This window comes from Halorientalis pallida (genome assembly GCF_049605515.1).
In the GTDB taxonomy this organism is placed as follows: Archaea; Halobacteriota; Halobacteria; order Halobacteriales; family Haloarculaceae; genus Halorientalis; species Halorientalis pallida_A.
Window position 1 is genome coordinate 2353181 of record NZ_CP187158.1, and the last position, 26257, is coordinate 2379437.

Genomic DNA, 26257 nt, shown 5'->3' on the forward strand with positions numbered 1-26257 from the left:
TGTTGACACCGACAGTATATGTTGTCGAGTGGTACCAGTAGCCACACCGTCGGGGTCACAGCTCGAACCGTTCGACCGTCTCGTATTCGGGCCCCGCGTCGGTGAGGACGCTCTCGGTGAGGCGGACCTCGTCGACGCGGAGTTGGCCCGCCGTGGGCTCGCGTTCGCGGACGACCTCCTGGACCAGTTCTTTGCCGCCGGCGTGTTCCATTCGGGCGAGCGTGACGTGGGGCGTGAACTCGTGATCGGGCGGTTCGAAGCCCAGCTCGACCAGTCGCGGCGCGACCGCCTCGTGGAGCGCCGTCAACTGCTCACTGCCGGACTCGACGCCGAGCCAGACGACGCTGATGTACTCCAGTGAGGGGAACACACCGAGACCACCGAACTCGGCGGTGAACGGGTCGACGTCGGCCTCGGCGACCGCGGTGTCGAGTGTGGCCGTGATCTCGTCGAGGCGGGCGGGGTCGGTGTCGCCGAGGAAAAAGAGCGTGACGTGTGCCTGGTCCGGATCGGTGACGTTCAGCCCCGACGCCTCGGCGAACAGGTCCTGTACGTCCGCGACGGCCCCGGCGAGGCCGTCGAGATCGACGCTAACGAACAGTCGTTTGCCCATACGGGATCCAGTGGCGACGGCGAGTTGAACGTTCGGACCCGACTCGGCACGTGACACGAACGAAATCGTCCTAAGTGGGCCGTCCCAAATCGCGCCGAGGACGACCGCGTGGTAGCGCTCACCCGTATCAGACGCGTGACGATCCCGCGGGGACTCGTTCGCGCCGTCGACGAACACGTCGCGGCCGAACACCCCAGGGAGGCCGGCGGCTTCCTGGCCTGTGAGCGCCGCGGCGGGCGACTCCACGCGACCGAACACGTCCCCCTACCCAACGAGGCGGCCACGCCGGAACGGCGGTTCGTCGCGACCGTCGACGAGCGCGCACCGCCCGAACCCCGGATCTGCTATCACTCCCACACGTCGGCGTCGACCCCCTCGGGCCTGACGGACCTCGACCGCCGGAAGATTCCCGAACGGTACGCCCTCGTCGTGTTCGCGCCGCACGGAACGCCACACAGTTACCGGCTGTTCCAGCGCGGCCTGCTCCGCTGGCAGGAACTCCCCGTCGGCCGCGACGGCACCGACCCCGGCGAGTGGCACTCGCTCCCGCGACTGTCCTAACACACCTTATATCGATCCTGTCGAGACAGTACCCTCCCGATCTGTGCGTACGTCCAGGTATTCGCCATGTGCGACGGGAGTCGTTGCATCAGTACGGAATTCGATATACAATCATATGGGAAAGCCTTTCAGTTGTGATCAGACCCTAAGTTTTGTAGCGAAAATGAGCCTGAACGTGGCGCACTTCGGCGATACGATTGGAGAAGTTCGATTTCGAACCGGATTCGGTGACGATTCGGGCACCGTGAGACGGGGGGTGGTGGTGTGAGCGTCATCCTCTATGGCGTCGGTGGGGCCATCGTCGTGATGTTGGCGGTCGGCCTGTACGTCTCCCGGAAGATCGACGGCGACAGCATCAACTACATCGTCGCGGGGCGGGGGTTGATCCTCCCGCTGGCGGCGGCGACGTTGATGGCCCAGTCGCTGGACGCGAACGCGACGCTCGGCAACACCGACCTGGTGGCCGCCGCCGGGTTCTGGGCCGGCGCGGCACTGCCAATCGGACTGGCGCTGTGTCTGTTCATCACGGGCCTCTTTTTCGCCAAGCCGATGAACCGGATGAACCTCACGACGCTCCCGGACTTCTTCCGGCGCAAGTACGGCCGCACGGTCGAGATGCTGGCGAGTTTCATCATGGTCATCAGTTACGCCTTCCTGCTGGCCGGGAACCTCGTGGCCGGTGGCTACCTCTTTCGGACGTTCGTCGGCACCAGCTACGCGACGGGCGTCGTGTTGATCGCGGCCATCGTGTTCGTCTACACCATCGCCGGCGGCCTGTTCGCGGTCGCGTACACCGACGTGATCCAGGCGTTCGTGGCCTTCTTCGGTTCCATCGGCCTGATCGTCTTCGTCGCGACCCAGTACGGCATCACCATCCCGGACGGAATGGGGCCGATGGCGCTGGGCCAGCTGACCGACCCGGGCCAGGGCGCGTACATCAACCTCGCCACCATCGTCGCGCTGGGGCTGGGCGACATCGTCGCCATCGACTTCATGGAACGGGTGTTCGCCGCCGACAGCCCCGAGACGGCCCAGCGGGCCTGTTTCATCGGCTCGGCGGGCACGCTGATCATCGGCATCCCCTTCTCCATCGTCGCGCTGTCCTCGGGGTCGATCCTGGCGAGTCTGGGGATCGAACCCGGGAGTCAGGCGGTGCTGTACGTCCTCCTGCAAAACGCCGTGCCGCCGTGGCTCGCGGCCGTCGTCATCGCGGGGATCGTCGCCGCTTCGTTCTCGACCAGTGACGGTGCCATCCTCGGCACCTCCTCGGTGATGGCCCGCAACATCGTCGGCATCCGTGTCGACGAGGAACGGCGTTCGGGCGAGGCCGTGGCGACCGACGGCGGTTCCAGCGGCTTCTTCAGCGGCGAGAGCGACAAACTGCTCAAAGTGACGCGGCTGATGGCCGTCCCGATCACGCTGCTGGGCATCTTCTTCGCGCTGCGCGTCTCTGCGACCGGCATGTTGCTCGTGCTGGCGTTCGACATCATGCTCGCCGGGGCGCTGGTGCCGCTCGTGTTCGGCCTCTACTGGCCGAGTCTGGCGAACACGCCCGCAGCGCTGACCTCGATGGTCGCCGGGTCGGTCACTCGCCTGGTCTTTTTCGTCCTCGTCCCGACGACCTACGCCTACGAGAACACGCTGCTGTACATCCCCAACGACATCTTCACGGCGTCGTTCGACGGCCTGCCGACGTTCATCGCCGCCGCGGTGAGCCTCGTCGTCTTCGTGGCCGTCGGTTACGCCACCCGCGACAGCTACGGGAGCCGGTCGCTCGACGAGGAGGGTCACCGGACCATCGTCGCCGGCGGTGACGACAGCGACGAATAACACGTTCGTCTATTTGTTCGGCCATTTCGTACGTTTTCCTGAACCAGTAATCGCTTATGCCGCGGACCAAAACACGAAATCGAGAATAGATGGACGATCATCGACCGAGCGTTCCCGGCCGACGGAGTGAGCGGGCGTGAATCGGGACCCGATCCGGATGAAGCGGAAGGTCCAGCAGTTGGGGTCGTCGACACTCGGCGTGACGGTGCCGGCCGACTGGGTGCGTCACCACGGCATCGAGAAGGGCGACGAACTCATCATGCAACGCGACGAGAGCGGTGGGTCACTGTTGCTCGTCCCCGAGGACCCGACCATCGCCGACGAGGAAGCGACGGTCGACGCGGACTCGCTGGGTGCCGACGCCCTGGAGCGGGCCATCGAGACCCAGTACGTCCTCGGTCGGCAACTCATCCGCATCGCCGGGACCGAACCCCTGACCGGACCACAGCGCGACGCCGTCCTCAGCGCGGAACGCTGGCTCATGGGACTGGGGATCGTCGAGGAACGCGAGACCGAGATCACGGTCCGGTGTTCCATCGCGCCGACCGATTTCGAGTTGGCGACGCTGCTGGGCCGACTCTACCGGACGGAGGCGACGATGCGTCGGGACGCCCTGACCGCCCTCCGGGAGGGTGACGCCGCGGCGGCCGAACGGGTCATCGACCGGCAGTCACAGGTCCGGAAACTGTTCTACTTGTTCCTCCGGATCGTCTTCGCGACCTACCGCAACCCCCGGCTCAACCGGGCGGTCGGCCTCGACACGGGGTTTCCCCTGATCGGCTACCGGTCGGCGGTCCAGGACATCGTGTTGATGGCCGACGCCGCCACCGAGATCGCCGCGCTGGTCCGGGACCACGACGTGTCGGCGCTCGACGAGGGGACCGCCGCTCACGTCGACGCGCTCGCGGACGCCCTCGACACGGCCGCGGAGGCCACCCGGACCGCGGTCGTCACGCCCGACTACGACACGACCTGCGAGGCCCGGACGGCACTCGGCAGTGTCGACGACCACGTGGTCGAAGTCAACGACTACCTCCGCGACCGCCGCCCCGAGCCACTGCTCGTCCTCCAGCGCGCCGTCGACATGCTCGAACGGAGCGCCCGCCACACCCGGGACACCCTCGCCGTCGCCACCCACCTCGCCTTCCGCGAGGACCCCGACCTGGTCACCGCCGAGTGACTGCCCGACCGGTTTTCCGGACGCTCGCACGCCGAGCGACGGCTACCTCTAGGACCTTAATCACCCAGTGACAACCACTGGACCCAGCGGTACATGGGGGACGGTATTACACATCTCAGGGAACGCTTTTGCATACTGGTCGATCACACAGAAACGTCGACGAAAACGCGACATGCGATTCGCGTTCGAGCATTCAGATACACAAACCATGACCGACGATAGATCAGGCCGCGACATCTACGGCGAGGCGTACGACGAGGCGAACGAACCCATCTTCTCGGGCATCCCCTCCTTCCTCAAACTCCCCGAAGTGGACCGCGAGAACCTCGACGAGGAGGACGTGGACGTGGGGATCATCGGTGCGCCGCTGGACACGGCGACGACGATCCGGCCGGGCACCCGGTACGGGCCCCGCGCGGTGCGGGCCGCCTCCACGGTCCCTTCGCCGCCGTACCAGCACTTCAACATCGAGACGGGCGTCGATCCCTTCGACCACTTCAGCGTCGCCGACACGGGCGACGCGGCGGTCTCGCCGGGCGACACCCGCCAGAGCCAGCTGAACATCGAGGACGCCGTCTCCGAGATCAGCGAACAGGCCACGCCCATCGTGATCGGCGGCGACCACTCCATCAGCTACCCGGACATCAAGGGGTGGGCCGAAGCCAACGGCTACGAGGACGTCGGGTTGATCCACTTCGACTGCCACGCCGACACCGGCGACGAGGGCCTGACCGGTTTCGAGTACGACCACGGCGCGTGGGTCAAGCGCGTGTTCGACGACGACCTCGTGACCGGCGAGAACTACACGCTGATCGGCCCGCGCGGGTTCTGGCCCGGGCCGGAGATCTACGAGGAGATGCGCGAGGAAGGCATGAAGTGGTACACCGCGATGGAGGTCGGGAACATGGATCTCGACGACATCGTGACCGACGCGGTCCAGCGCGCACAGGACGGAACCGACGCCGTCTGGGTGTCCTTCGACGTGGACGTGATGGAGCCCGCCTTCGCGCCCGGCACCGGCGAACCCGAGCCCGGCGGCCTGATCCCCCGGGAAGCCATCTACATGGTCCGGGAGGTCGTCAAGGCGCTCGATCCGGACGACTTCGGCTTCGACGTGGTCGAGGTCTCGCCGGCCTACGACGTGAGCGACACCAACTCCTACAACGGCGGGATCACCAGCGGCTTCGCCAACCGCCTCATCATCGAAGTGCTGGGAAGCATGGCGCTGGCCGACCAGGGACTGGAGTCGGGCGACCCGATCAAGCCCAAGGAACCGCTCGGGCCGACCGAGGAGACGGAAGCGCCCGCCGACGATTAGGCGAGACGAACGGAGTGAGTCTCGCCGAACGGGCGAGCGGTAAAAACCGCGAGCCGAGAACTCGACACGCCGTTTTTTCGCGGCTGTCCCGTGGACGTAGGCCTTAACCGCCTGCCCGTCCAATCGGTCGGTATGACAGACAGAGAGCCCGACGACTACGAGTTCTCGGAGGGGCAGGGGTTCGAGGACCCCTACGACGAGTTCGATCTGGATCCGCCGGAACTCGACGTGGACCCGGACAAGGTCGACCCCATCGACTCCCGGGCGCTCACGGACATGCTCGACGAGCGCAACCTCGCGAGCGATCAGGTCGACGCCGAGGAGTTGCTCGACGTGGCGCTGTCGTACATGCAGATCAACCGCTTCGAGCAGGCCGCCGACGCCTTCGAGCGGGTCGCCCAGTTCGCCGAGGACGACCGGATCGAACAGGAGGCCTGGGTCAACAAGGGCGCGGCCCACGCCGAACTCGAGGAGTACGACATGGCCATCGGCGCGTATCGGGAGGCCATCGACATCGACGATTCGAGCGAACACGCCGCGACCGCCGAGACCAACCTCGCGTACGCGCTGTGGGAGTTCGGGCGCACCGAGGAGGCCCTGGAACACGCCGAACGCGCCGTCGAGATCGACGAGCGCTTCGCCGAAGCCTGGTACAACCGCGGCTTCTTCCTGCTCGAACGGGGCCTCGCCGAGGACGCGCTGAACGCCTTCGACAACGCGATCCGCCTGGGCGAGCGCAACACCCGCATCCTTGAGGAGAAGGCCCGCGCACTCGAGGAGATGGGCGAGTTCGACCGCGCCGAGGAGATCGCCCAGGAGGCCGAGGAGATGCGCGAGGAGGCCGAGGCCGACCTCGTCGACGAGCAACAACAGCAACAACTCGAATGATCCTCAACGAGCGCGAAACCGACGAGGGACTGCTCGTATCGGTCTGTGACCCCGACGTACTCGGCGAGACCTTCGAGAACGGCCAGGTGTCCCTCACCGTCGAGGCCGACTTCTACGACGGCGAGGAAGTCGACGAGGACGCCGTCGTCGACAGCCTCGCCCGCTGTGCCGTGGCCAACATCGTCGGCACCCGGGCCGTCGAGATCGCCATCGAACACGGCTTCGTCGAGGAGGCCAACGTCCTCGACATCGAGGACACGCGCCACGCCCAGCTGTTGCGGATGTGACCACCGCCCGCCGTCGACACCCACTTTTCGTCCCTCACCGCTCCGGCTGAACGCTTTTGTGCCCGCCGGGTGGCCCACCTCGCATGCAGATCACTGGCGTCGACCAGTACCACCTGGAACACCAGGCCGAGGGGAGTTTCGAACCGACGTGGATTCCGGGCTACCCGCAGGGGACCCACGAGGTCGAACTGTTCGAGATCGAGACCGACACCGGCCTGACCGGCTACGGCGCGATGCCGAGTTTCGCCGGCGGGATGGACTTCTCGGAGCCGCTGTCGTACTTCCTGCTCGGCGAGGACCCGCACGACGTGGAGGGGATCTTGCGAAAACTCGACAGCATCAACCTCGTCGGCCCGCGGCCGTGGGGCGTCGAGATCGCCATGTGGGACCTCATCGGCAAGGACGCCGGCAAGCCGATCTACGAACTGCTCGGCGGGTCGGCGAGCGAGATTCCCGTCTACGCCTCGACGGGCGAAGTGATGCCGGCCGAGGAGCGCATCGACTACGTCGGAGACGTGATCGATGCGGGTGTGGGCGCGGTCAAACTCCGGGTGACCGAGCCCGATCACATCGAGATCGTCCGCGAGGTTCGCGAGGCCTACCCCGACCTGCCGCTGATGGTCGACGCGAACAAGGGGTGGGCGGTGCGGGTGATGGAACACGAGCGCCAGTGGTCGTTCCGGGAGGCCCTGGAGTTCGCCCGCGGGCTGGAGGACGTGGGCAACGTCCGCTGGCTGGAGGAACCGCTTCCGCGCCACGACTACGAACAGTACGCCCGCCTGCGCGATGCGACGGACGTGCCCATCGCCGGCGGGGAGTTCAACGACGGCATCCACCACTTCCGTGAGTTCGTGAAACAGGGATCGCTCGACGTCCTGCAACCGGACGCCGCGCTGGCGACGGGGATCAAACGCGCCGACGAGGTGGCGGCGATGGCCCGTCAGCACGGCCTCGAATACGTGCCCCACACCTGGACCAACGGGATCGGGTTCGTCGCGAACCTCCACGTCATGGCCGCCAACGACTCGCCGTGGTGTGAGTTCCCGATGGAACCGCCGTGGACGCCCGACGTGCGGGACTTCCTGCTGTCCGAGACCGTCGACCACGAGGACGGCGTGGTCACCCCACCCGAGGGACCGGGGCTCGGGGTCGAGATTGACGATTCGTTGCTGGAGGGATGAGAGCGGTGACCTGCGTCACCGATCCGCAAAGACGGCAGGGATCGTAAGTGAGAGGAGTCTCCGAGGGTTCTCCCGACGCGATGAGTGAGTTCGCGTTCACGACGACAGTGCCGATCCGCTACCGCGACATCGACCCCTGGGATCACGTCAACAACGCCGTCTTCGCGACCTACATGGAGGAGGCGCGGGGCGAGTACCTCGAACGCGCGTTCGACGCCGAGGACCTCGGGACCCGCAACTTCGTACTGGCCAACCTCGAACTGGACTACCACGCGCCGATCACCTACGAGGGCGGCGGCGTCGAGGTCGCCGTCCGGGCCGCCGAGATGGGCGAGTCGAGCCTGACGCTGGCCTACCGGATGGAAAAGGACGGGACCCTCGCGGCGACGGGGGAGACGACACAGGTCTACATGGGCGAGGACGGCACACCGACGGCACTGCCCGCGGAGTGGCGCGGGGCGATCCGGGCGTTCGAACCGGGTCTGGGCGGCGAGTAACCGCCAGCAGCTAGCAGTACCTGGCGGGACCGAAGGAGTGTTGGGTCCGGAACCCCTCCGTACTGGTAATGGGAACCACTGAATCAGCGCCGCTCGCCGTCGAGGATATTCGGGCGGACTTCCCGATCCTCGAACGGGAGTTCGACGGGACGCCGCTGGTCTATCTCGACAACGCGGCGACGAGTCAGACGCCCGATCAGGTGGTCGACGCCATCGTCGAGTACTACCGCACCTACAACTCGAACGTCCACCGCGGCCTCCACCAGCTCTCACAGGAGGCCTCGATCGCCTACGAGGACGCCCACGACCGCGTCGCGGAGTTCATCGGGGCCTCCGGCGAGCGCGAGGAGATCGTCTTCACGAAAAACACCACGGAGTCGATGAACACCGTCGCGTACGCGTGGGGCCTCGAAGAACTGGGGCCGGGCGACGAGATCGTCCTGACCGAGATGGAACACCACGCGGCGCTCGTGACCTGGCAACAGATCGCCAAGAAGACAGGTGCCACGGTTCGGTTCATCGAGGTCGACGAGGATGGCTACCTCGACATGGACCACGCCCGCGAGTTGATCGGGCCCGACACCGCGATGGTCAGCGTCGTCCACGTCTCGAACACGCTCGGTACGATCAACCCCGTCTCGGAACTCGCGGATCTGGCCCACGAACAGGACGCCCTGATCTTCGTGGACGGGGCCCAGTCGGTCCCGCACATGCCCGTCGACGTGGAGGCCATCGACGCCGACTTCTTCGCCTTCTCGGGCCACAAGATGTGCGGCCCGACCGGTGTGGGCGTCCTCTACGGCAAGCAGCACCTGCTGGAGGAGATGCAGCCGTACCTCTACGGCGGCATGATGATCGAGAAGGTCACCTTCGAGGACTCGACGTGGCACGAACTCCCCTGGAAGTTCGAGGCCGGAACGCCCGTCATCGCGCAGGGCATCGCCCTCGCGGAGGCGTGTGACTACCTCGACGACATCGGGATGGAGAACGTCCACCGCCACGGCGAGGCCCTGGCCGAGTACGCCTACGACCGGCTCTCGGAGTTCGAGGACATCGAGATCCTCGGTCCGCCGGGCGACGACCGCGCCGCCCTGGTCTCGTTCAACCTCGACACCGTCCACGCCCACGACGTGTCCGAGATCCTGAACGCCCACGGCGTGGCGGTCCGGGCCGGCGACCACTGCACCCAGCCGCTCCACGACAAACTCGGCGTCCCCGCCTCCGCCCGGGCGTCCTTCTACATCTACAACACCCGGGAGGAAGTGGACAAACTGGTCGAGGCACTGGAGGACGCACGGGAGCTGTTCGCCTGAACCCCGGCGGCAGGGATAGAGGTATGTCCGGGCGCTACGCGGCCGACGAAGTCCACGCCACCGCCGACTGTAACACACACGACTGGATGGACGACGCTGGTGTCCGGGAGACGCTCCTGCACGACCGGGAGGGAGTCGTGATCCGGTGTTCGCTCCCGGACGGGACGGAGTGGGCACTGGAGACCTCGCTCTGGGAACTCGTCTCCCTGTACGCGCTGGTCGAATTCGGCGTGGCCGGCAGCGTCGTGGTTCACATGGGGTACCACGTTCGGACCGAGCTCCAATCGGGAGCGAATCGGCGACTCGACCTGACGACGTGGACGACCCGGGACGGCGACCCCGACGGCGAGTGGGTCCCCCACCGCACCGGGCCGACGATACACGGCCCGACACCGGCCCTCCTCGGCCTGCTGGCGGACCCGATCGGTCAGGTCGTCGAGCGGCTCCGGGCACACGGAATGGACCGAGCGGCGGTCCGACGACGCTACGAGGACGGACACCAGGGACCGAAGACGGAGACGACACTCTGGTCGCGGCTGTCCGACTCGTGAATCGCGTCACAGCCGCCGGAACTGGAACGCCGCGTGGGCGAACAACACGACGGCCACCGCGAAGTACGCGATCGGTGGCAGTCGCCAGTCGATAGCGCCGGTCGACCGGCCGACACCGTAGGCCAGCAGTCCGACACCGAGGACGAACACGACTGCCGCCATCGCCCAGCGAACGCCGGAGTCGTCGGCGACCGAGCGACCGAGCATCGTTCGGGTCGATGACACCATCCGGCATAAGTCGGTCGGTCAGAGCGCCGGGAGGACCAGGAATCGGACGAGCCAGAGCGCGCCCATCCCGGCGGCCATGGTGGCGAAGACGTTCTCCGTGCGCCAGGCGACGACGGCGGCGAGGCCGCCGGCGACGAGTTTGTCGACCGCGAGGCCGCTGGCGTCGAGCGTGACAAAGGCCGGGAGGACCAGCGCCGCGAGGACCGCGGCGGGGACGTACCGGAGCGGGCGTTCGAGTCGCGGCGGAATCTCGTCGAGGTAGCCGAACAGTCCGATAAAGGAGAGGCGGATGGCGAAGGTCAGGACGCCGATGACGAGGATGACACCCCACACCAGCGGGTCGGCGTAGCTAGTGGCCATCGGTGGCGTTCACCTCCATGGGTCGCTCGGCGAGCAGTCCCGCGACGATGCCGACCGACGCGCCGACGAGCAGGCCGAGGTTGAGCGGGAGACCGGCACCCACGACGGCGACGGTGCCGCCCGCGAGCCCCGCGACCGTGGTCGGGCCGTCCTCCATCGCGGGAACGAGGAGGGCGAGGAAGACCAGCGGGACGGCGAACTCCAGACCCCAGGCGTCGGGGACGCCCGTCCCGAGGAGGACGCCGGCGGCGGTGGTGACCTGCCAGACGACCCACAGCGTGACGGCGACGCCGAGGTAGTAGGCGACGCGGTCGACCGACTCCTCGGCCCGGTAGCTGGCGATGGAGAGGGCGTAGGCCTGGTCGGTCAGCAGGTAGGCCAGACCGGCCTTGACCCGGGCGGCGAACGTCCGGAAGTGGGGGGCGATGGAGGCCGAGTACATCAACATGCGGAGGTTGATGACGACGGCGGTGAGGACGATCACCGAGAGCGGCGCGTCCCGGCCGATCAGATCCAGCGCGGCCAGCTGGGAGGCACCGGCGAAGACGATCACCGACATCCCGACGGCCTGCGTGAGGTCGAGGCCGGCGTTCGCGGCCGCGATGCCCGCGACGAGACCGAAGGGGGCGACGCCGAGCAGGAGGGGAGCCACGTCGCGAACGCCGCGACGGAAGTCTGCGCGGTTCATGGCTGGGGATGTATCTGGGCGTGTTTACGCGTGACTATCCTCGCCGGGGCGGCCGAGCGGAGTCAGTCGTCGGCGTCGCCACCGCGGCGCGAGACCACCCACAGGAGGATGAGGATGCCTTCGATGCGGGCCGCGGTGTAGACCCAGGGGCGGAGTTCGACCTCGCTGTCGTCGGTGACGGCGAGGTCCATCCAGAAGTCGACGACTTTGCGCGGGGCGAGCAGTTCGGCCAGACCCAGCAGGGCCAGCGGGAGTTGGAGTGCCATGTAGTCGGCTACGACGGGGTCGGCAAAAACAGTTGAGCCGAAGCGAGCGGCCGGGGTGCGGTCGGCGGTGCGGTGTCGGACGAGCATCCGCCGAGCGAAGCGAGGCGGTTCACTCGGCGCGAAGCCGAAGGCTGAGCGCCGAGCGGTTTTTCGCCCACGTTTTTGCAAAGGGGGTTCGCGCTCTGCGCGAATCCCCCTGCAGTAAAAAGGTGGCTCGGAAGCCTTTTGCGTCGCACTCGTCTATCAATCAGTAACAATGGTCGGCGGCTCCGATATGTACCGGCAGCAGATCCTCGATCACTACAAGAGCCCGCGCAACTACGGGGAGATGGAGGATCCCACGTTCACACACGTCGGCGAGAACCCGATGTGTGGCGACACCATCGAGATGCAGGTGAAACTCGACGAGGACGACGAGGAGATCGAGTACGTCGCCTTCCAGGGCGACGGCTGTGCGATCTCGCAGGCCTCGGCGTCGATGCTCTCCGAAAAGCTCCAGGGGATGACCGTGGAGGAACTCCACGAACTGGACCGTGACGACGTGGTCGACATGCTCGGCGTCGACATCTCACCGATGCGGATCAAGTGCGCCGTGCTGGCCGAGAAAGTGGCTCAGGACGGCGCGGACATCTACTTCGGCGAGTTGGACGTGGACAAGACCACGACCGAAGACGACGACTGAGGGGTGCGAGGCCGACCAGCGGGAGGCCTCGGGGAGCCGAGCGGCGAAGCCGCGAGGAACGAGCACAGCACCTTCTCGCGGACGAGTCTGCGAGCATAGCGAGCAGACGATGGCCCGCGAGAAGCAGTTTTATACTAAATTTTGCGACGAGAGGTTCCCGAAGTGAGCACTGCGAGCGAGGGAACCCGAGGAGGTAAAATTTAGGCGCGACATCTACTTCGGCGAGTTGGACGTGGACAAGACCACGACCGAAGACGACGACTGAGCGGCCCGGCGCTGGTTTTCCGGTCAGTCCTGGCACGGATAGCGGATGGTGACCGCGGTGCCCTCGTCGTCGTTCTCGACGACGGCGACGTGGCCGCCGACGCGTTCGACGGCCAGGCGGACCATCCACAGGCCGAGTCCGGTGCCGTGGACGAGCGGGGTGGTCTCGTCGTCGCGCAGGGCCAGCAGTTCACTCTCGGGAATGGGCGGGCCGTCGTCGGTGACGGTGAGTTTGACCCAGGGTTCGTCCGGGGGGACCCCGACGGTGACGACGACCTCGGGGTCGTCGGCGTCGGCGTGCTGGATGGCGTTCTCACAGAGTTCCGTCAGGGCGAGTTCGACCTCGGGGCGGATGGTGGCCGCGCCCTCGGAGGGGCGCAACATGTGGACGTGGGCGTCGGGGTGGCGGTCGTTGAGGTCGCTCTCGACGCGTTCGAGGACGGTCGCGAGGTCGGTCGGTCGCCAGTCGTCCTCCGGTGAGAGGACCTGCCGGATGCGCTGGACCTTCTCGACGAGGCGGTCCCAGCGTTCGGCGATGTCCCGGACCTTCCGCGCGGAGTCCTGTTCGGTCTCGTCGAGGGCGTCGGCGAGCAGGCGGGCGTGGCTCAACACGACGGTCATGTCGTTGCGGAGGTTGTGCCGGAGCAGGCGGTTGAGGACGGTCGCCTGCCGGCGGCGCTGCTCGCGCATCGTGATGTCGACGAACAGGAACCGGGTACCGACGACGCCGTCGCCGTCCGTTCGCGGCACTGCACGCACGAGTGTGTGGACGACAGTGCCGTCGGCACACACCAGTTTGCGCCGCTCGGTCGCCGGATCGGCGTCGGCCGGCGGCCGCGCGTCGCCGGCTTCGAGCGCCGCCGCCGACTCTGGCGTATACACGTCCGCGAGCGGACGGCCCTCCAGCGACTCGCGGTCGTAGCCCAGCGTCTCGACGAACCGCTCGTTGCACACGTCGATCACCGCCTGCCCGTCCTCGGTGCGCGTGTGGACGTACATCACCGGCAGGTCCTCCAGCAGACACTGCCACTCCCCCGCATCATCAGCCCCCTGAGACATCTTCACGAGTTGTTTTCGAGTACTATTATTTGAAACCATCGCGGATTACGAACCGTGTGCCGCCGTTTCCCGCCGCGCCGTGGACGGCGAGTTCGGAAAATCGTGTCGCTCAATTATAAATTTCGCAAGGTCGCGGTCCCAGGTGCAGTAACGAGGTGTTTTTCCGTAACAGTACGTTACCGGGTGGCATGCTCGAACTCGACGGCGGGGACGCGGGCGGGGGATTCCTCCGGACCGCGCTCGCGCTGGCGGTCCTGACCGACCGGGCCGTTCGCGTCGAGAACGTCCGGGGCGACCGGCCGGAACCGGGACTGAAGCCCCAGCACGCCGCGGCCGTCGAGGCGGTGGCGGCGGTCTGTGACGCGACCGTCACCGGGACCGACCTGGGGTCGGAGACGGTCACCTTCGAGCCCGGCGACCGGTCGGGCGGGTCGGCGTCGGTCACGGTGGGGACCGCCGGGAGCGTCACGCTCGTGTTCGATACCGTATTGCCACTGGCGCTGGCGGCGGACGAACCGATCCGCCTGTCGGCGACCGGCGGGACGGACGTGGCGTGGTCGCCCCCGCTCACGACGTACCGCCGCGTCAAGCTCCCACTCCTGCGCCGACTGGGCGTCCCGGTCGCCGTCGACGCCACTCGACGCGGCTTCTACCCCGTCGGCGGCGGGCGGGCGACGCTCACGCTCGGGCCGGCCGATCCGGCACCGCTGGCACTGACCGAGCGAGGCGATCCCGAGGGCGTTCGGGTGTACTCGCTGGCGAGTGCGGACCTGGCCGACGCCGACGTGGCCGAGCGCCAGGCCGACGCCGCGGTCGACCGACTGGACGGGGCGGGCCGGACGGTCAAGGAGCGGCTGGTCGGCTACGTCGAGAGCGACTCGCCGGGGTCGGTCTGCACCGTCCGGGCCGACTACGCGAACGGAATCGCGGGGCTGGACGCGCTGGGCGAGAAGGGCAAGCCGGCCGAGGAAGTCGGACGCGAGCCGGTCGACGCGATCGATACCTTCGAAGGCACCGGAGCTGCGGTGGACCGACACCTGGCGGATCAGCTGTTGCCGTTCCTGGCGATGGTGGGCGGGGCGGTGACCGTACCGGCGGAGACCGAGCACGTCGCGTCCGGAGTCGACCTGCTGGCGCGCTTTGGCTGTGACGTGGCGGTCGAGGAGGGAGCGGCGGGTGGTCGGGTCCGGGTGCGCGCGGACGGACTGGCCGGGAACTGAGTGCCGTCGGGCGGTGAGTCTGGGGTAACTCCTCGTTTTATTCGGCGGGCCGTCAAACTCGGGAGTGATGCCAACGGTCGACCCGCAACCGGACCGGTTTCGCGAACTGATGCTCGACGACGAGCCGGGGTTCGAGGACGTGCTGACCTGTGTGTTCGACGTCCAGCGCCACGAGGCGCGGACGTATCTGGAACTCGCCGAGCGGCCCGAGAGTACCGTCGCGGAACTGTCGGACGTGCTGGACCGGGACCGCTCGAACGTCAACCGGTCGCTGTCGACGCTCCGGGAGAAGGGGCTGGCCAGTCGCAACCGGCGACTGCTGGACGACGGCGGGCACGTCTACCAGTACACGGCGACGCCGGTCCCGGAGGCGCGCGAGTTGATGCACGAGACCCTCGACGAGTGGGCAGCCTACGTCCACGAGCGCATCGACGAGTTCGGCGAAGACGGGGCCTGACGGCCCCGCGAGTCCCGGAGCGAAACCACCCCACTTTTGCGCCGGCGCGCCGTCGTGTCAGGTAATGGCAACCCTCGATCTCAAACTCGGCGGCCCGCAGACGGTGCCCGAAGCCGCCGACGACGGCGTCTGGCTGACCTGCATCGAGTGCGGCGAGACCTTCGCTCCCTTCGACGACGTGCGCTACACCTGTGACGACTGCGACGGCCTGCTGGAGGCCCGCTACGCCGACGCGCCCACCTTCGACGACTTCGAGGGCCGGGGCGTCTGGCGCTACAGCGAGGCCCTGCCCTTCGACGAGGGCGTGACCCTCCCCGAGGGCGACACGCCGCTGCACTACGTCCCCGACCTAGAGGACGACATCGGCGTCCGCAACCTCCGGATCAAACACGAGGGGATGAACCCCACCGGCTCGTTCAAGGACCGGGGCATGACCGTCGGCGTCCGGGTCGCCCAGGAAGTCGGCGTCGACCGCCTGGCCTGTGCCTCGACGGGTAACACCAGCGCCGCGCTGTCGGCCTACGGTGCCCGCGCCAACCTCGAAACCCTCGTCCTCCTGCCCGCCGGGAAGGTCGCCGCCGGGAAGGTGGCCCAGGCGAGTTTGCATGGCGCGCGCATCCTCGAAGTCGACGGCAACTTCGACTCGTGTCTCGACATCGTGCAGGACCTGGCGAGTCGGGGCGAGGCCTACCTGCTGAACTCCCTCAATCCGTTCCGCCTGGAGGGCCAGAAGACCATCGGCTTCGAGATCCTCGAACGGTTCTACGAGGACGAGGGCCGGTTCCCCGACCGGATCGTCCTCCCCGTCGGGAACGCGGGCAACACCGCGGCGCTGTACAAGGCTTTCCGCGAACTCGTTCGTAGCGGCGCACTCGCGCCCGGCGACGTGCCCAAACTCACCGGCGTGCAGGCCGAGGGAGCCGCGCCGATGGTCGAGGCCATCGAGGAGGGCCGGGAGGACACCCGCCGCTGGGACGAGGTCGAGACCCGCGCGACCGCCATCCGCATCGGCAACCCGGTCAACGCGCCGAAGGCCCTGCCCGGCATCCGGAACACGGGCGGCACCGCGGTCGCCGTCTCCGACGAGCGCATCACCGAGGCCCAGCGCGACCTCGCCGAACAGGGTGTCGGCGTCGAACCCGCCTCCGCCGCCTCCGTCGCCGGCCTGCGCAAACTCCGTCTCTCCGGCGAGGTCGACCCCGGCGAGGACGTGGTCTGTCTGACCACCGGCCACCTCCTCAAGGACCCCGAGGCCGCCGCCGAGGCCGGTGCCGACCCCGAACCCGTTCCCAACGACACGGACAAGGTACTCAAACACCTCCAGGGCAAGCGCGTCAGTCTCGACGGCGACGGCCTGCTCGGGAAGGTGCTCGGCTACGTCCGCTAACCACCCGACAGCGCGCCGTCGGCCGCCCGTGTGCCGAGCGTCTGACTGGTCTTTACGTGAGTCGATGACACAGTTGTACGCCCGCGAGATGACTTCCGACACGACACACGCCGCCCCTGGGGGATCGGCCGACGAGCGGGCCGAGGACGGGATTCCGGCCCCGCCGCCGCCCGATCTCGGGACGCGTGCCACCACCGGCCGGTTCCCGCGCGCCGACACCGCGCGCTTGCGAGCGACCGAACGCGAGATTCTGCGGACGCGGGTCGCTCTGCTCGAACGGCAGGTCGCCCGGAAAGAGCGCGAACTGGACGCAGTGATCGACCGCTACGAGACACTTCTGGACGCAGAGAACCCCCGGACACACGTCGACGACGGGGCCGTCGAGATCGAGTTCGAGAGCGACGAATCAGAATCGGGTGTGGGCACACGGCTCCGCGACGCGCTGTCGCGACTGTTTTGACGGTCAAGAGGCGGCTTGCCCGCCGTCGAGGAACGCCGCCGGGTCGGGACACCCGGTGTCCCGCGAGTACTCCCGGACCGTGATGACGCCGAGGCGGTTCGAGTTCGACCCGTCGTGACAGGCGTCGAGATACCGGACCGCGGCGTCACGGCTCCCGTAGTACTGGACGAGATAGACGGTCCCGTGGCGCGTCGAGAGGTCCCGCAGGTACTGGAGGTCGTCGACGCCGAGGCGACCCGCCTGGGAGAGCGTCGCGGTCGCGAATTCCGCGTCGTCGTAGTACTGCCGTTCGTACCCGCCCATGTTGCCGGGCTGGTGGACGACCACGTCGTCGGTGTCGGCGTTGGCGGTGATGGTCCCGGCGACCTGTGCCCACGGTTCCGCGGAGTCTGCGGTGTAGTAGACGCCGATGAAGACGAGCGAACTCACCAGCACGACCGCCAGCAGGCCGGCCCGGACCCGACGGACCGGGACGTTCCGGAGGCCGCGGGCGGCCAGCACGACGAAGGCGACGCTGGCCGGGGCCGCGTACCGGGGGACGTAGATGGGGACGACCAGCGAGACGATGATGGGGACCAGCGTCGGCACGAACAGCAGGGCGGCGAGCTGGCCGACGGAACTCGGGTCTTCGAGCGTGAGCCCGTCCGGGCCGACGCGGACGACCGACGCCAGCAACTGCCCGACGTAGACGAACAGGACGACCGCGGCCAGCACGTAGAGCCCGACCGTCCCCGCGGTCAGCGGGTAGAAGTCCGGAAACCCGACGAACGAGATGGCCGTCTGAGTCAGCAACACCGACGAGGGCTCGGGGATCCACTCGATGTTGGCCCCGCCGGTGCCGGTGACGATGGCGACGACGCGAAGCCCGAGGAGGGCGGCCCAGGGTGCTGACAGGAGGCCGAGCGCGGCCGAAACCCGCACCCAGCGGCGACGGCCGATGCCCCCGTCGACCTCCGAGAGCGCGGTGTAGGCGTGCTGGGCGAGGACGACGAACAGGCCGTAGACGTGCGTGTAGACCAGCAACGTCGAGGCCAGCACGTAGCCGACCGCGCTCGTCCGGGTGCCATCACGCAACCGGGCGTAATAGTACCACGACAGGGCCGTCAGCATAGTAAAGATCGCGTACATCCGGGCGACCCGCGAGAAGTGGACGTGGAAGGCGGACACGGCGACCAGCGCCGCCGCGAGCAGGCCGGTCCGGTCGTCGAACAGTTCCGTCCCGAGCAGGTAGACGCCGGCCGTCGCGCCGACGCCGGCCAGCACCGATAGCGACCGCACGGCCACCCGTCCGGTCCCGAAGGCGTCCATCCACCAGTGGAGCAGGAGGTAGTACAGCGGCGGGTGCGGGTCGTTGGGCAGGACGAGCAGGTCCGCGACGGGGAGCGCACCCCGGACGGCGACGGAGTAGATCTCGTCGGTCCAGAGGCTCCAGCCCCCGAGGACGAACACCCGGAGGATGCCGGCGACGACGAGGACGCCCGCGAGCGCGAGGAGCCGCTGGTATCGGGGCAGGGTCAGCCGTCCCGTCCGGCGGCCGAGGGCGTCGGGGTCGTGTCCGTCGGCGTCTATCGCCCCACGGCCGAAGTGCTCGGTGTGTTCCCACTGGAGGTCGCCGCCGTAGACGCGAACCAGGGCGCGGATGTCGGCGCCCCACTGGACGAACCAGTACAGCGGGAGCGTGACGGTCGAGAGGAGCGCGCGTCTGAGCCGGGTCGGGAGCGGCGCGTCCGAGGCCGTCCAGTACCCGACGGCGAACAGCACGGACGTGACGACCGCAAACGCGCCCCCGAGACTCAAGACCGCCCCGACCAGCGTCGAGGGCCGGTAGGTCGCGAGATTGGCGATCAGGAACAGCACGACCAGCCCGGCGACGTTGAGCGGTCCGAGGTGGGGGAGCAGCGACTGCCAGTAGACGTGGGCGCGGTCCCGGCGGTCGGCGGGTGGGTGTTCGCGCCGGTCGAGCAGGGTGTACACCTTGCCTTTCTTCCAGCGCGTCCGCTGGTCGAGCCAGCCCGCAAGCGTCGGCGGTGACTCCTCGGTGGTCACCGAATCGAGGTAGGTGAAGTCGTAGTCCAGTTCCCAGAGGAACAGGCCGAGTTCGAAGTCCTCGGTGACGTTCCGGGGGTCCCACGGCCGGACGCCGGCGAGGCCGTGCGCGTCGATCCAGGCCCACTCGTCGTCGGTCCAGGGGTCGCCCCGCTGGGCCAGTCGCTTTTTACTGGCAGTCTCCAGAACCGACCGGCGGAAAAAACAGGTCGTGCCGGCCATCGGAATGGGGTAGTCGACCCGCGCGAACGCCGGCGTCACGACGTTGTACCAGTAGCCGTACTCGGCGCGAAAGAGCAGGTTGAGCCAGCCGTCGTCCTCGTTGGCCATGTCGAGTCGGCCCTGGGCGAAGTCCGCCCCGCCCATGACCGCCGTGGCCACCTCCTCGAGGAGGCCGTCGGCGACGATGTCCTCGGCGTCGACGACACCCACGATGTCGCCATCCGTGTGTTCGAACCCGTAGTTGAGCGCGCGCGGTTTGTTGGGGTCGCCCGGGTACGACGCCGGGACGGTCAGCACGTCGAAGGCGTAGGACTCGCGGAGGCGGTCGACGACCGCGCGGGTCGGGTCGTCGCCCGGTTCGAGCAGGACCGTCAGCGTACGGTGGGTGTCGGGATACTCCGCGTCGAGGACCGACGTGATAGCCTGCTCGATCACGTCCGCCTCGTCGTAGGCCGCCAGCAACACGTCGACCGTGGGCCGACCGCCGTCGGACAGCGGGTCCGGGTCGCCCTCCGGATCGGCGGGCGGCCCGCGGAGTCGCTCGACGAGTACTTCGACGCCGGACTGGACGAGCGGGTAGAAGGCGTAGAAGTTCGCCAGCGTCCAGATCGCGCCAAACAGGAGCGCGAGGAACGTGATGGCTGGGTTCGGCGACACGACCGGGAGTTGCAGCGGCATCGCTAGCAGAGAGAGTGTGACGGCTACCGGGGGGAACGACGCGGGCGGTATCACTGGTGGGGGCTGTGAATATACTACACCGAACCCGGAGACCGCAGTCCGGGATGGGGGTGGGTGGGTACCGAACACTCAGCGCCGGAGACACATAAGCAGACAGATACTATTTTCCGCCGGGGATCGTCTTCGAACGAAATCGCGGAGGAGATGCAGTGAACGAGGGATGCGGGAAAATCGGACGGGAAGTCGTCGGGCTGTTACTCGTCGTCTTCGGCCGCGCCGTTGAGGCTGATGTAGCTCACGTCGATGATCCGCTCGTCGTCGAGGATCGCGTCGAACACCTCGTCGCTCGGCGGGTCGTCGAGGTTGTAGACCGAGAGCGCTTCGCCGCCGATGGTCTCGCGGGCGTTGAACATCGCCGCGATGTTCACGTCGTGGTCGCCGAGCGTCGAGCCGATGAACCCGATGACGCCGGGCACGTCGTCGTTGCGCGCGACGAGCATGTGGCCGTGCGGGATGGCGTCGACCCGGTAGCCGTCGATCCGGACGATCCGCGGGTCTTCGCCGGCGAACTGGGTGCCACAGACGCTGACCTCGTCGTCGCCGTTGCGGACGGTGACGGTGACGAGACTCTGGAAGTCCTCGGAGGAGCGGCTCTTGGTCTCGGTCACGTCGATGCCGCGTTCCTCGGCGATCCGGGGCGCGTTGACGGCGTTGACCTGCCACTCCAGGGGCTCGAAACAGCCCTTGAGGGCGCTGGCGGTCACGAGGTCGAGGTCCTCCTCGGCGATGTCGCCTTCGTAGGAGATCTCGACCTCCTCGACGCGGTCGTCGAACAGCTGGACGGCGATCTTGCCGGCCGTCTCCGCGAGGTCGATGTACGGTCGCACGCGGGGGAACGCCGACTCGTCCATCGACGGGGCGTTCAGCGCGTTCATGACTGGCTCGCCGCGGAACGCGGCCAGCACCTGATCGGCCGTCGCGGTCGCGACGTTCTCCTGGGCGGCCTCCGTACTCGCGCCGAGGTGGGGCGTGACGATCACGTCGTCCACGTCGAGCAGTGGATTGTCCGGGTCGACCGGTTCCTCGGCGAACACGTCGATGGCGGCCCCTTTCAGCTGGCCGCTCTCGACGGCGTCGGCGAGTGCGGGTTCGTCGATGATGCCACCGCGGGCGCAGTTGACGACGTAGCCGCCGCCGAGCGTGGCGAGTTCGTCCTCGCCGATCATGTTCTCGGTCTCGGGCGTCAGCGGCGTGTGAATCGTGATGAGGTCGGCGCGGTCGAGACACTCCTCGAGGTCGTCCGCGAGGTCGGCACCGAGCTGGTCGGCCCGTTCCTCGGAGATGTAGGGGTCGAACGCGACGAGGTTCATGCCCAGACCGCCCAGGCGCTTGGCGACCTCCTGGCCGACGCGGCCGAGGCCGACGATGCCCAGGGTCTTGCCGTTGAGTTCCGTACCCAGGAACTCGCCTTTGGCCCACTCGCCGCCCCGGAGGCGGGCGTGGGCCTGCGGGATCGAGCGGGCGGTGGCGAAGGTCATCGCGACCGTGTGTTCGGCGGCCGCGCGGACGTTGCCCTCGGGTGCGTTGGCGACGATGACGCCGTGTTCGGTCGCGGCGTCGATGTCGATGTTGTCCACGCCGATGCCGGCGCGGCCGACGATGACGAGGTCGTTCGCGGCGTCGAGCACTTCGTCGGTGACCTCGGTGCCCGAGCGGACGATCAGCGCGTTCGCGTCGGCGACGGCGTCGAGCAATGCGTCGCCCTCCACGTCGTAGGCCGTCTCCACGTCGTGGCCCGCCGCGCGCAGGCGTTGGATCCCCGCGTCGGCTATCGGGTCCGTGACGAGTACCTTCATGATCGATCCATTCCAGCCTGCCGGCATAACCCTTTCTTCATCGGCTCGCGCCGTATCGGGAGCGAGCGTCCGCCTCGCGTGGGATTCGTCCACACGGTCGCCCGAGCGCAGGCGGCCGAGCCGCCGGTCACGTCCCGACGCTGGGAGAGGGTTGATATAGCGGGCGGCCCTGAGCGGTGGTGTGAGCGACGGGACCGAAACGCCGCTCGACCCGGAGGCGCTCCCGACGGGGGAGAGCGTGCTGATCGCCGGACCAGCGATGACGGGCAAGCGCCGGCTGTTGTTCGACCTGGTGGGGGCCAGTCCGGACGGGACCGCCCTCCTCGTCACGACCAAACGCGGTGTCGACCGCTTTCGGGAGAGCTTTCTGACGGGCCGGGACGCCGACGACTGGGACATCCGGTCGGTCGACTGTGTCTCCCGGAGCCGCGGGTTCACCCAGCACCGGGACACCGACGACGTTCGCTACGTGACCAGCGCCGGCGACCTCACGGGCGTGGGCATCGCCACCTCGGGCTTTCTGCGGGAGTTCTACCACGCCGGCCGCGAGGCCCGTATCGGCCTGCACTCGCTGTCGACGATGTTGATGTACGCCGACCTCCGACGGGTCTACCAGTTCGCCCACGTCCTGACCGGGCGCATCGAGTCCTCGGGCTTCGCCGGCGCGTTCACGCTCGACACGACTGCGCGCGACACCGAGTCACTGGACGTGTTGACCCAGGTGTTCGACGCGCTGGTCGAGGTGCGTGACGAGGGGGACGGCCCCGAACTCAAAGTCAGAGGCGGCGACTTCGGCCCCCGGACGTGGACGACGTTCTGAGGAACTACTCTATGTGTTCGTGGACGAGATCGACCAGCGGCGCTTCCGTCCGGTCGAAGGTGAACACGATCCCCGACCACTCGCGGTAGGGGAAGTGGGCCACGAGGACGTTGTCGTAGAACCGCATCGTCGCGTCGAGCGTGCCGAAATCGAACAGTGCGCCTTCCTGTGGCGGATCGCTCAGCCCCTTCATGATGAGCGTCTCGGCGCGCTCCTCGCGTTCGGGGATCGAGAGGGTATCGGCCACGTCTTCACGGAGAAAGAGTACGTCGTAGTCGTCGGCGGTGTACCGGATCGCCGAGCGCAGGGAGGCGTCGGACTCGTCTCGCAGGTCGTCGATGAGGTCCCGAACCTGCTCGTCCACGTCGTCGAGTTCGTCGTCGTCGATCGCCGCCATCTCGTCCGAGGGGGCGTCGAGGTCGTCCGGCGGGGTGTCGGCCATGCCGCGTACGTGGTCACGCGCGGACATAAGCGCAGGGGACGGTTCAGGGTCGCCGACGCCGACCGACGGAAACCACTGCGTTTGAAGCCCCCGGCCGCGAACGGGAGGATATGACACTCGTGGCCTTCGACTTCGACGGCACGCTCTCTGACTCGGAGATGACCGTCCTGCTGGGCGAGCAGTGCGGGGTCGCCGACCAGATGGAGGAGATCACTCAGCGGGCGATGAACGACGAGATCGGCTACGCCGAGAGCCTCCGCAGTCGGTGTGAACTGCTGGACGGCCTCGCCCAGGACAAGGCCGAAGCCGCCTTCGACCAGGTCGTCCTCCGGGAAGACGCCGCCATGGTCATCGAGAACCTCAACGAGGCCGGCGTCCACACCGCCATCCTGACCGGTGGGTTCGAGCGCGGCGTCGAGCGTGCCCTGGAGAAGGCCGGCGTCACCATCGACTCCATCGTCGCCAACCGGCTTCCGATGGAAGCGGGCGAACTCACCGGCGAGGTCGAGGGCCCGCTCATCGAGGGGACCAAGGACGACGCCCTCGAGGACCTCGCCGGCACGGTCGGCGTCGACATGGCCGACACCATCGCCGTCGGCGACGGGGCCAACGACATGCCGATGCTTGAGGTCGCGGGCCTGTCGGTCGGGTTCGACCCGAAACCGGCCGTCGAGCCGGCGTGTGACACCATCGTCCTCTCGATGGCCGAACTCCACGGCCTGCTCGAAGCCGAAGGCGTCCTCTAACGACGAAGTCCCCGCCCGAGAACACGGCGTCGTGGTACGTCGGCGAGGATGATTTCATACCACCCCCGACTTTAATTTACGTCATATTAGCCGTTGGCCTTTTATGTAGGCGGCGTATACAGGTAGTGTCTTGAGTGTGAGTCTGTTTCCCACGTCACAGTGGCTCGACGCGTACCAGCGCGAGATCAACGAGAGCGCTGCGCTCGACGATGTCGGCGTCGGCTGGGGGGTGGGATCGAACGGTGACGTGCTGATCGTGGTGGAGGATCTGCCGCTCGCGGAGACCCGGATCGGCGATCTGCCGGAGGTGGTGTTCGAGGGCGTTCCGGAGAAAGTCCGGAACGATCTCGACGACGTGACACTCGACGCGGCACCCGAACTGATCGACGACGGGGTCCGCGAACACTTCCCGCCGGTGTCCCAGGATCTGCTCGATCAACTCGAAGGGTGTGTCGTCGACGGGAACATCTACTGTTACATCGGGCTGGAGAACGGCAAGTGTCCCGAGGTCGACATCCTGGCGAGTCGCGACGAGCGGGAGGTAAACGCCGTCCTCGAAGCGCCCTGGAACGTCTGGCAGGCGATCATCGACGGTCGGCCGGCCACCTCGGCAGTCCTGGGCGGAGACCTGTCGGTCGAGACCGATGGGCCGCTGGGACCACAGACGCTGACGATGTTACAGTTGCTCGGCGACGTGGCCGCCGACGTGGAGACGACGTTCCTGTTCGAACAGCCACGCCGGTCGATGCCGGATCTGGTCCTCGACGAGACCGTCCGGCAACCGGCCGCGTTCCAGAAACTGGCCTACCGGCAGGCCGCGCTGACGAGTCGGCTGTTCAGCCTGTTCTAGGTCGACTGGGCGATGGCCTGATCGAGGTCGGCCTTGATGTCCTCGACGCCTTCCAGTCCGACCGAGAGCCGGATCATGTCGTCGGTGACGCCGGCGGCTTCCTGTTCCTCGTCGGTGAGTTGCTGGTGGGTCGTGCTGGCAGGGTGGATGATCAGCGTCTTGGCGTCGCCGACGTTGGCCAGCAGGCTGGCGACCTCGGTGGACTCGACGGTGCCCCGGGCGGCGTCGTAGCCCTGCTCCAGGCCGAACGTGATCATGCCGCCGTAGCCGCCGTCGAGGTACTTCGAGGCGTTGTCGTGAGTCTCGTGATCTTCGAGACCGGGGTAGGTGACCCACGAGACTTCGGGGTGGTCGGAGAGGAACTCCGCGACGGCCATCGCGTTCTCACAGTGGGCGCTCATGCGCTGGGGCAGGGTCTCGACGCCCTGGAGGGTCTGCCAGGCGTCGAAGGGGGACTGCTGGTTGCCCAGGTCACGCAGGCCGCGGGCGATGGCGGTGTATGTGAAGGCCTGCTCGCCCATGGCCTCGGCGAAGTTGACGCCGTGGTAGGCGGGGTTGTCCTTCGCGATCTCGGGGTAGTCGTCGGCGTGGGCGCTCCAGTCGAAGTTACCCCCGTCGACGACGACGCCGCCGACGGTCGTGCCGTGGCCGTGGATCCACTTCGTCGTGGAGTTCCAGACCAGGTTTGCGCCGTGTTCGATGGGGTTGCACAGGTACGGCGTCGCGAAGGTGTTGTCGACGAACAGCGGGATGCCGTGGTCGTCGGCGATCTCCGCGAGGCGGTCGAAATCGGGCGTGACCAGCGCGGGGTTGCCGATGGTCTCGCAGTGGATGTACTTCGTGTTCTCGTCGATGGCCTCCTCGTAGGCCTCGTAATCGAGGGTGTCGACGAACCGCGCTTCCACGCCCTGTCGGGGGAGCGTGTGGGTGTAGTAGGTGTAGGTCCCGCCGTACAGCGAGGAGGCGGTGACGATGTTGTCGCCGGCGTCGGCCAGCACGAAGTCCGTCAGATTGAGCGCCGCCATACCCGAGGACGTGGCGACCGCGCCGACGCCGCCTTCGAGCGCGGCGATGCGTTCCTGCAGGGTCTCGACGGTCGGGTTCATCAGCCGCGAGTAGATGTACCCCGGTTTCGCCAGCGCGAACTGGTCGGCCGCGTCCTCGGCGTCCTCGAACACGTAGCTCGTGGTCTGGTAGATCGGCGGTGCGCGCGCCCCCGTGGCCGGATCCGGGTCTTCCTGGCCGACGTGGAGCGACTTCGTCTCGATCTGGTCGTCTTCGTCCGTCATGGCTGCGGGGGATTCACA

General features: G+C 67.6%; 28 protein-coding genes. 18 read left to right on the top strand and 10 right to left on the bottom strand.

The features are described 5' to 3' along the window. Positions 1-55 precede the first annotated feature (55 nt). A complete protein-coding gene (thpR, locus tag ACOZ4N_RS13665; RefSeq protein ID WP_424016919.1) occupies positions 56-613 on the bottom strand; it encodes an RNA 2',3'-cyclic phosphodiesterase in 558 nt (185 codons plus the stop codon). Between the two features lie 108 nt (positions 614-721). Here thpR and ACOZ4N_RS13670 point away from each other — a divergent pair, with 108 nt between their 5' ends. The 10 genes from ACOZ4N_RS13670 (at position 722) to ACOZ4N_RS13715 (ending at position 10219) form a co-directional block, all read left to right on the top strand. Continuing rightward, positions 722-1174 carry a Mov34/MPN/PAD-1 family protein gene (locus tag ACOZ4N_RS13670; protein ID WP_424016920.1) on the top strand — a complete coding sequence of 151 codons (453 nt, stop codon included), beginning with the start codon at positions 722-724 and terminating at the stop codon, positions 1172-1174. 264 nt (positions 1175-1438) lie between these two features. Further along, a complete protein-coding gene (locus ACOZ4N_RS13675; RefSeq protein ID WP_424016921.1) occupies positions 1439-3004 on the top strand; it encodes a sodium:solute symporter family protein in 1566 nt (521 codons plus the stop codon). 157 nt (positions 3005-3161) lie between these two features. Next, a complete protein-coding gene (locus ACOZ4N_RS13680) occupies positions 3162-4184 on the top strand; it encodes an AbrB/MazE/SpoVT family DNA-binding domain-containing protein (protein WP_424019956.1) in 1023 nt (340 codons plus the stop codon). 208 nt (positions 4185-4392) lie between these two features. Beyond that, positions 4393-5502: an agmatinase family protein gene (locus tag ACOZ4N_RS13685; RefSeq protein WP_424016922.1), complete on the top strand. Its 1110-nt coding sequence runs from the start codon at positions 4393-4395 to the stop codon at positions 5500-5502. A gap of 132 nt (positions 5503-5634) precedes the next feature. Then, entirely contained in the window at positions 5635-6390 is a 756-nt protein-coding gene (locus ACOZ4N_RS13690) for a tetratricopeptide repeat protein (RefSeq protein WP_424016923.1), read from the top strand. After that, positions 6387-6677 carry a DUF424 domain-containing protein gene (locus tag ACOZ4N_RS13695; protein WP_424016924.1) on the top strand — a complete coding sequence of 97 codons (291 nt, stop codon included), beginning with the start codon at positions 6387-6389 and terminating at the stop codon, positions 6675-6677. The genes ACOZ4N_RS13690 and ACOZ4N_RS13695 overlap by 4 nt, the downstream gene beginning before the upstream one ends. An 83-nt stretch (positions 6678-6760) precedes the next feature. Further along, positions 6761-7858: a mandelate racemase/muconate lactonizing enzyme family protein gene (locus ACOZ4N_RS13700; RefSeq protein ID WP_424016925.1), complete on the top strand. Its 1098-nt coding sequence runs from the start codon at positions 6761-6763 to the stop codon at positions 7856-7858. A gap of 80 nt (positions 7859-7938) precedes the next feature. After that, the gene (locus tag ACOZ4N_RS13705; protein WP_424016926.1) at positions 7939-8355 is read left to right on the top strand and encodes an acyl-CoA thioesterase; all 417 of its coding nucleotides are present in this window, start codon (positions 7939-7941) and stop codon (positions 8353-8355) included. Positions 8356-8423: 68 nt separating this feature from the next. Further along, positions 8424-9668: an aminotransferase class V-fold PLP-dependent enzyme gene (locus ACOZ4N_RS13710; RefSeq protein WP_424016927.1), complete on the top strand. Its 1245-nt coding sequence runs from the start codon at positions 8424-8426 to the stop codon at positions 9666-9668. A gap of 23 nt (positions 9669-9691) precedes the next feature. Next, positions 9692-10219 (top strand): hypothetical protein, encoded by a 528-nt coding sequence (locus ACOZ4N_RS13715; protein ID WP_424016928.1) that lies wholly within the window; start codon positions 9692-9694, stop codon positions 10217-10219. A gap of 6 nt (positions 10220-10225) precedes the next feature. Here the strand turns inward: ACOZ4N_RS13715 and ACOZ4N_RS13720 are convergent, their stop codons facing one another. The 4 genes from ACOZ4N_RS13720 to ACOZ4N_RS13735 all read right to left on the bottom strand — a co-directional run bounded on the left by ACOZ4N_RS13720 (position 10226) and on the right by ACOZ4N_RS13735 (position 11761). Continuing rightward, a complete protein-coding gene (locus tag ACOZ4N_RS13720) occupies positions 10226-10426 on the bottom strand; it encodes a hypothetical protein (RefSeq protein ID WP_424016929.1) in 201 nt (66 codons plus the stop codon). A gap of 39 nt (positions 10427-10465) precedes the next feature. Beyond that, complete coding sequence (locus ACOZ4N_RS13725) at positions 10466-10807, bottom strand: AzlD domain-containing protein (RefSeq protein ID WP_424016930.1); 342 nt, start codon at positions 10805-10807, stop codon at positions 10466-10468. Continuing rightward, positions 10797-11495, bottom strand: a complete 699-nt coding sequence (locus tag ACOZ4N_RS13730) for an AzlC family ABC transporter permease (protein ID WP_424016931.1) — start codon at positions 11493-11495, stop codon at positions 10797-10799. The genes ACOZ4N_RS13725 and ACOZ4N_RS13730 overlap by 11 nt, the downstream gene beginning before the upstream one ends. 62 nt (positions 11496-11557) lie before the next feature. Continuing rightward, the gene (locus ACOZ4N_RS13735) at positions 11558-11761 is read right to left on the bottom strand and encodes a hypothetical protein (RefSeq protein WP_424016932.1); all 204 of its coding nucleotides are present in this window, start codon (positions 11759-11761) and stop codon (positions 11558-11560) included. 256 nt (positions 11762-12017) lie between these two features. On the opposite strand from ACOZ4N_RS13735, the gene sufU reads away from it, so the two are divergent. After that, positions 12018-12443, top strand: coding sequence for a Fe-S cluster assembly sulfur transfer protein SufU (sufU, locus tag ACOZ4N_RS13740; protein ID WP_424016933.1), 426 nt, complete (start codon positions 12018-12020; stop codon positions 12441-12443). 288 nt (positions 12444-12731) lie between these two features. Here the strand turns inward: sufU and ACOZ4N_RS13745 are convergent, their stop codons facing one another. Further along, a complete protein-coding gene (locus tag ACOZ4N_RS13745; RefSeq protein ID WP_424016934.1) occupies positions 12732-13766 on the bottom strand; it encodes an ATP-binding protein in 1035 nt (344 codons plus the stop codon). 188 nt (positions 13767-13954) lie between these two features. Between ACOZ4N_RS13745 and rtcA the strand changes: the two genes are divergently transcribed. The 4 genes from rtcA to ACOZ4N_RS13765 all read left to right on the top strand — a co-directional run bounded on the left by rtcA (position 13955) and on the right by ACOZ4N_RS13765 (position 17290). Further along, a complete protein-coding gene (gene rtcA / locus ACOZ4N_RS13750) occupies positions 13955-14986 on the top strand; it encodes an RNA 3'-terminal phosphate cyclase (RefSeq protein WP_424016935.1) in 1032 nt (343 codons plus the stop codon). 67 nt (positions 14987-15053) lie between these two features. Next, positions 15054-15443 (top strand): helix-turn-helix domain-containing protein, encoded by a 390-nt coding sequence (locus ACOZ4N_RS13755; protein ID WP_424016936.1) that lies wholly within the window; start codon positions 15054-15056, stop codon positions 15441-15443. A gap of 64 nt (positions 15444-15507) precedes the next feature. Continuing rightward, complete coding sequence (gene thrC, locus ACOZ4N_RS13760; protein ID WP_424016937.1) at positions 15508-16830, top strand: threonine synthase; 1323 nt, start codon at positions 15508-15510, stop codon at positions 16828-16830. A gap of 64 nt (positions 16831-16894) precedes the next feature. Beyond that, on the top strand, positions 16895-17290 hold the full coding sequence (locus tag ACOZ4N_RS13765; protein WP_424016938.1) for a hypothetical protein: 396 nt from the start codon (positions 16895-16897) through the stop codon (positions 17288-17290). Positions 17291-17293: 3 nt separating this feature from the next. Here the strand turns inward: ACOZ4N_RS13765 and ACOZ4N_RS13770 are convergent, their stop codons facing one another. Next, positions 17294-20236 (bottom strand): glycosyltransferase, encoded by a 2943-nt coding sequence (locus ACOZ4N_RS13770; RefSeq protein WP_424016939.1) that lies wholly within the window; start codon positions 20234-20236, stop codon positions 17294-17296. A 254-nt stretch (positions 20237-20490) separates the two neighbouring features. Continuing rightward, the gene (serA, locus tag ACOZ4N_RS13775; protein WP_424016940.1) at positions 20491-22092 is read right to left on the bottom strand and encodes a phosphoglycerate dehydrogenase; all 1602 of its coding nucleotides are present in this window, start codon (positions 22090-22092) and stop codon (positions 20491-20493) included. A 181-nt stretch (positions 22093-22273) separates the two neighbouring features. Between serA and ACOZ4N_RS13780 the strand changes: the two genes are divergently transcribed. Further along, positions 22274-22912: a DUF7504 family protein gene (locus ACOZ4N_RS13780; protein ID WP_424016941.1), complete on the top strand. Its 639-nt coding sequence runs from the start codon at positions 22274-22276 to the stop codon at positions 22910-22912. Between the two features lie 4 nt (positions 22913-22916). Here the strand turns inward: ACOZ4N_RS13780 and ACOZ4N_RS13785 are convergent, their stop codons facing one another. Beyond that, positions 22917-23354, bottom strand: a complete 438-nt coding sequence (locus tag ACOZ4N_RS13785; protein ID WP_424016942.1) for a hypothetical protein — start codon at positions 23352-23354, stop codon at positions 22917-22919. 110 nt (positions 23355-23464) lie between these two features. Between ACOZ4N_RS13785 and serB the strand changes: the two genes are divergently transcribed. Both serB and ACOZ4N_RS13795 read left to right on the top strand, forming a co-directional pair. Beyond that, positions 23465-24100: a phosphoserine phosphatase SerB gene (gene serB / locus ACOZ4N_RS13790; protein WP_424016943.1), complete on the top strand. Its 636-nt coding sequence runs from the start codon at positions 23465-23467 to the stop codon at positions 24098-24100. Between the two features lie 136 nt (positions 24101-24236). Further along, positions 24237-24950, top strand: a complete 714-nt coding sequence (locus ACOZ4N_RS13795) for a sterol carrier protein (protein ID WP_424016944.1) — start codon at positions 24237-24239, stop codon at positions 24948-24950. Here ACOZ4N_RS13795 and ACOZ4N_RS13800 read toward each other — a convergent pair. Next, positions 24947-26239: an O-acetylhomoserine aminocarboxypropyltransferase/cysteine synthase family protein gene (locus ACOZ4N_RS13800; RefSeq protein ID WP_424016945.1), complete on the bottom strand. Its 1293-nt coding sequence runs from the start codon at positions 26237-26239 to the stop codon at positions 24947-24949. The two genes, ACOZ4N_RS13795 and ACOZ4N_RS13800, sit on opposite strands and share 4 nt — an antisense overlap. Positions 26240-26257: the final 18 nt, after the last annotated feature.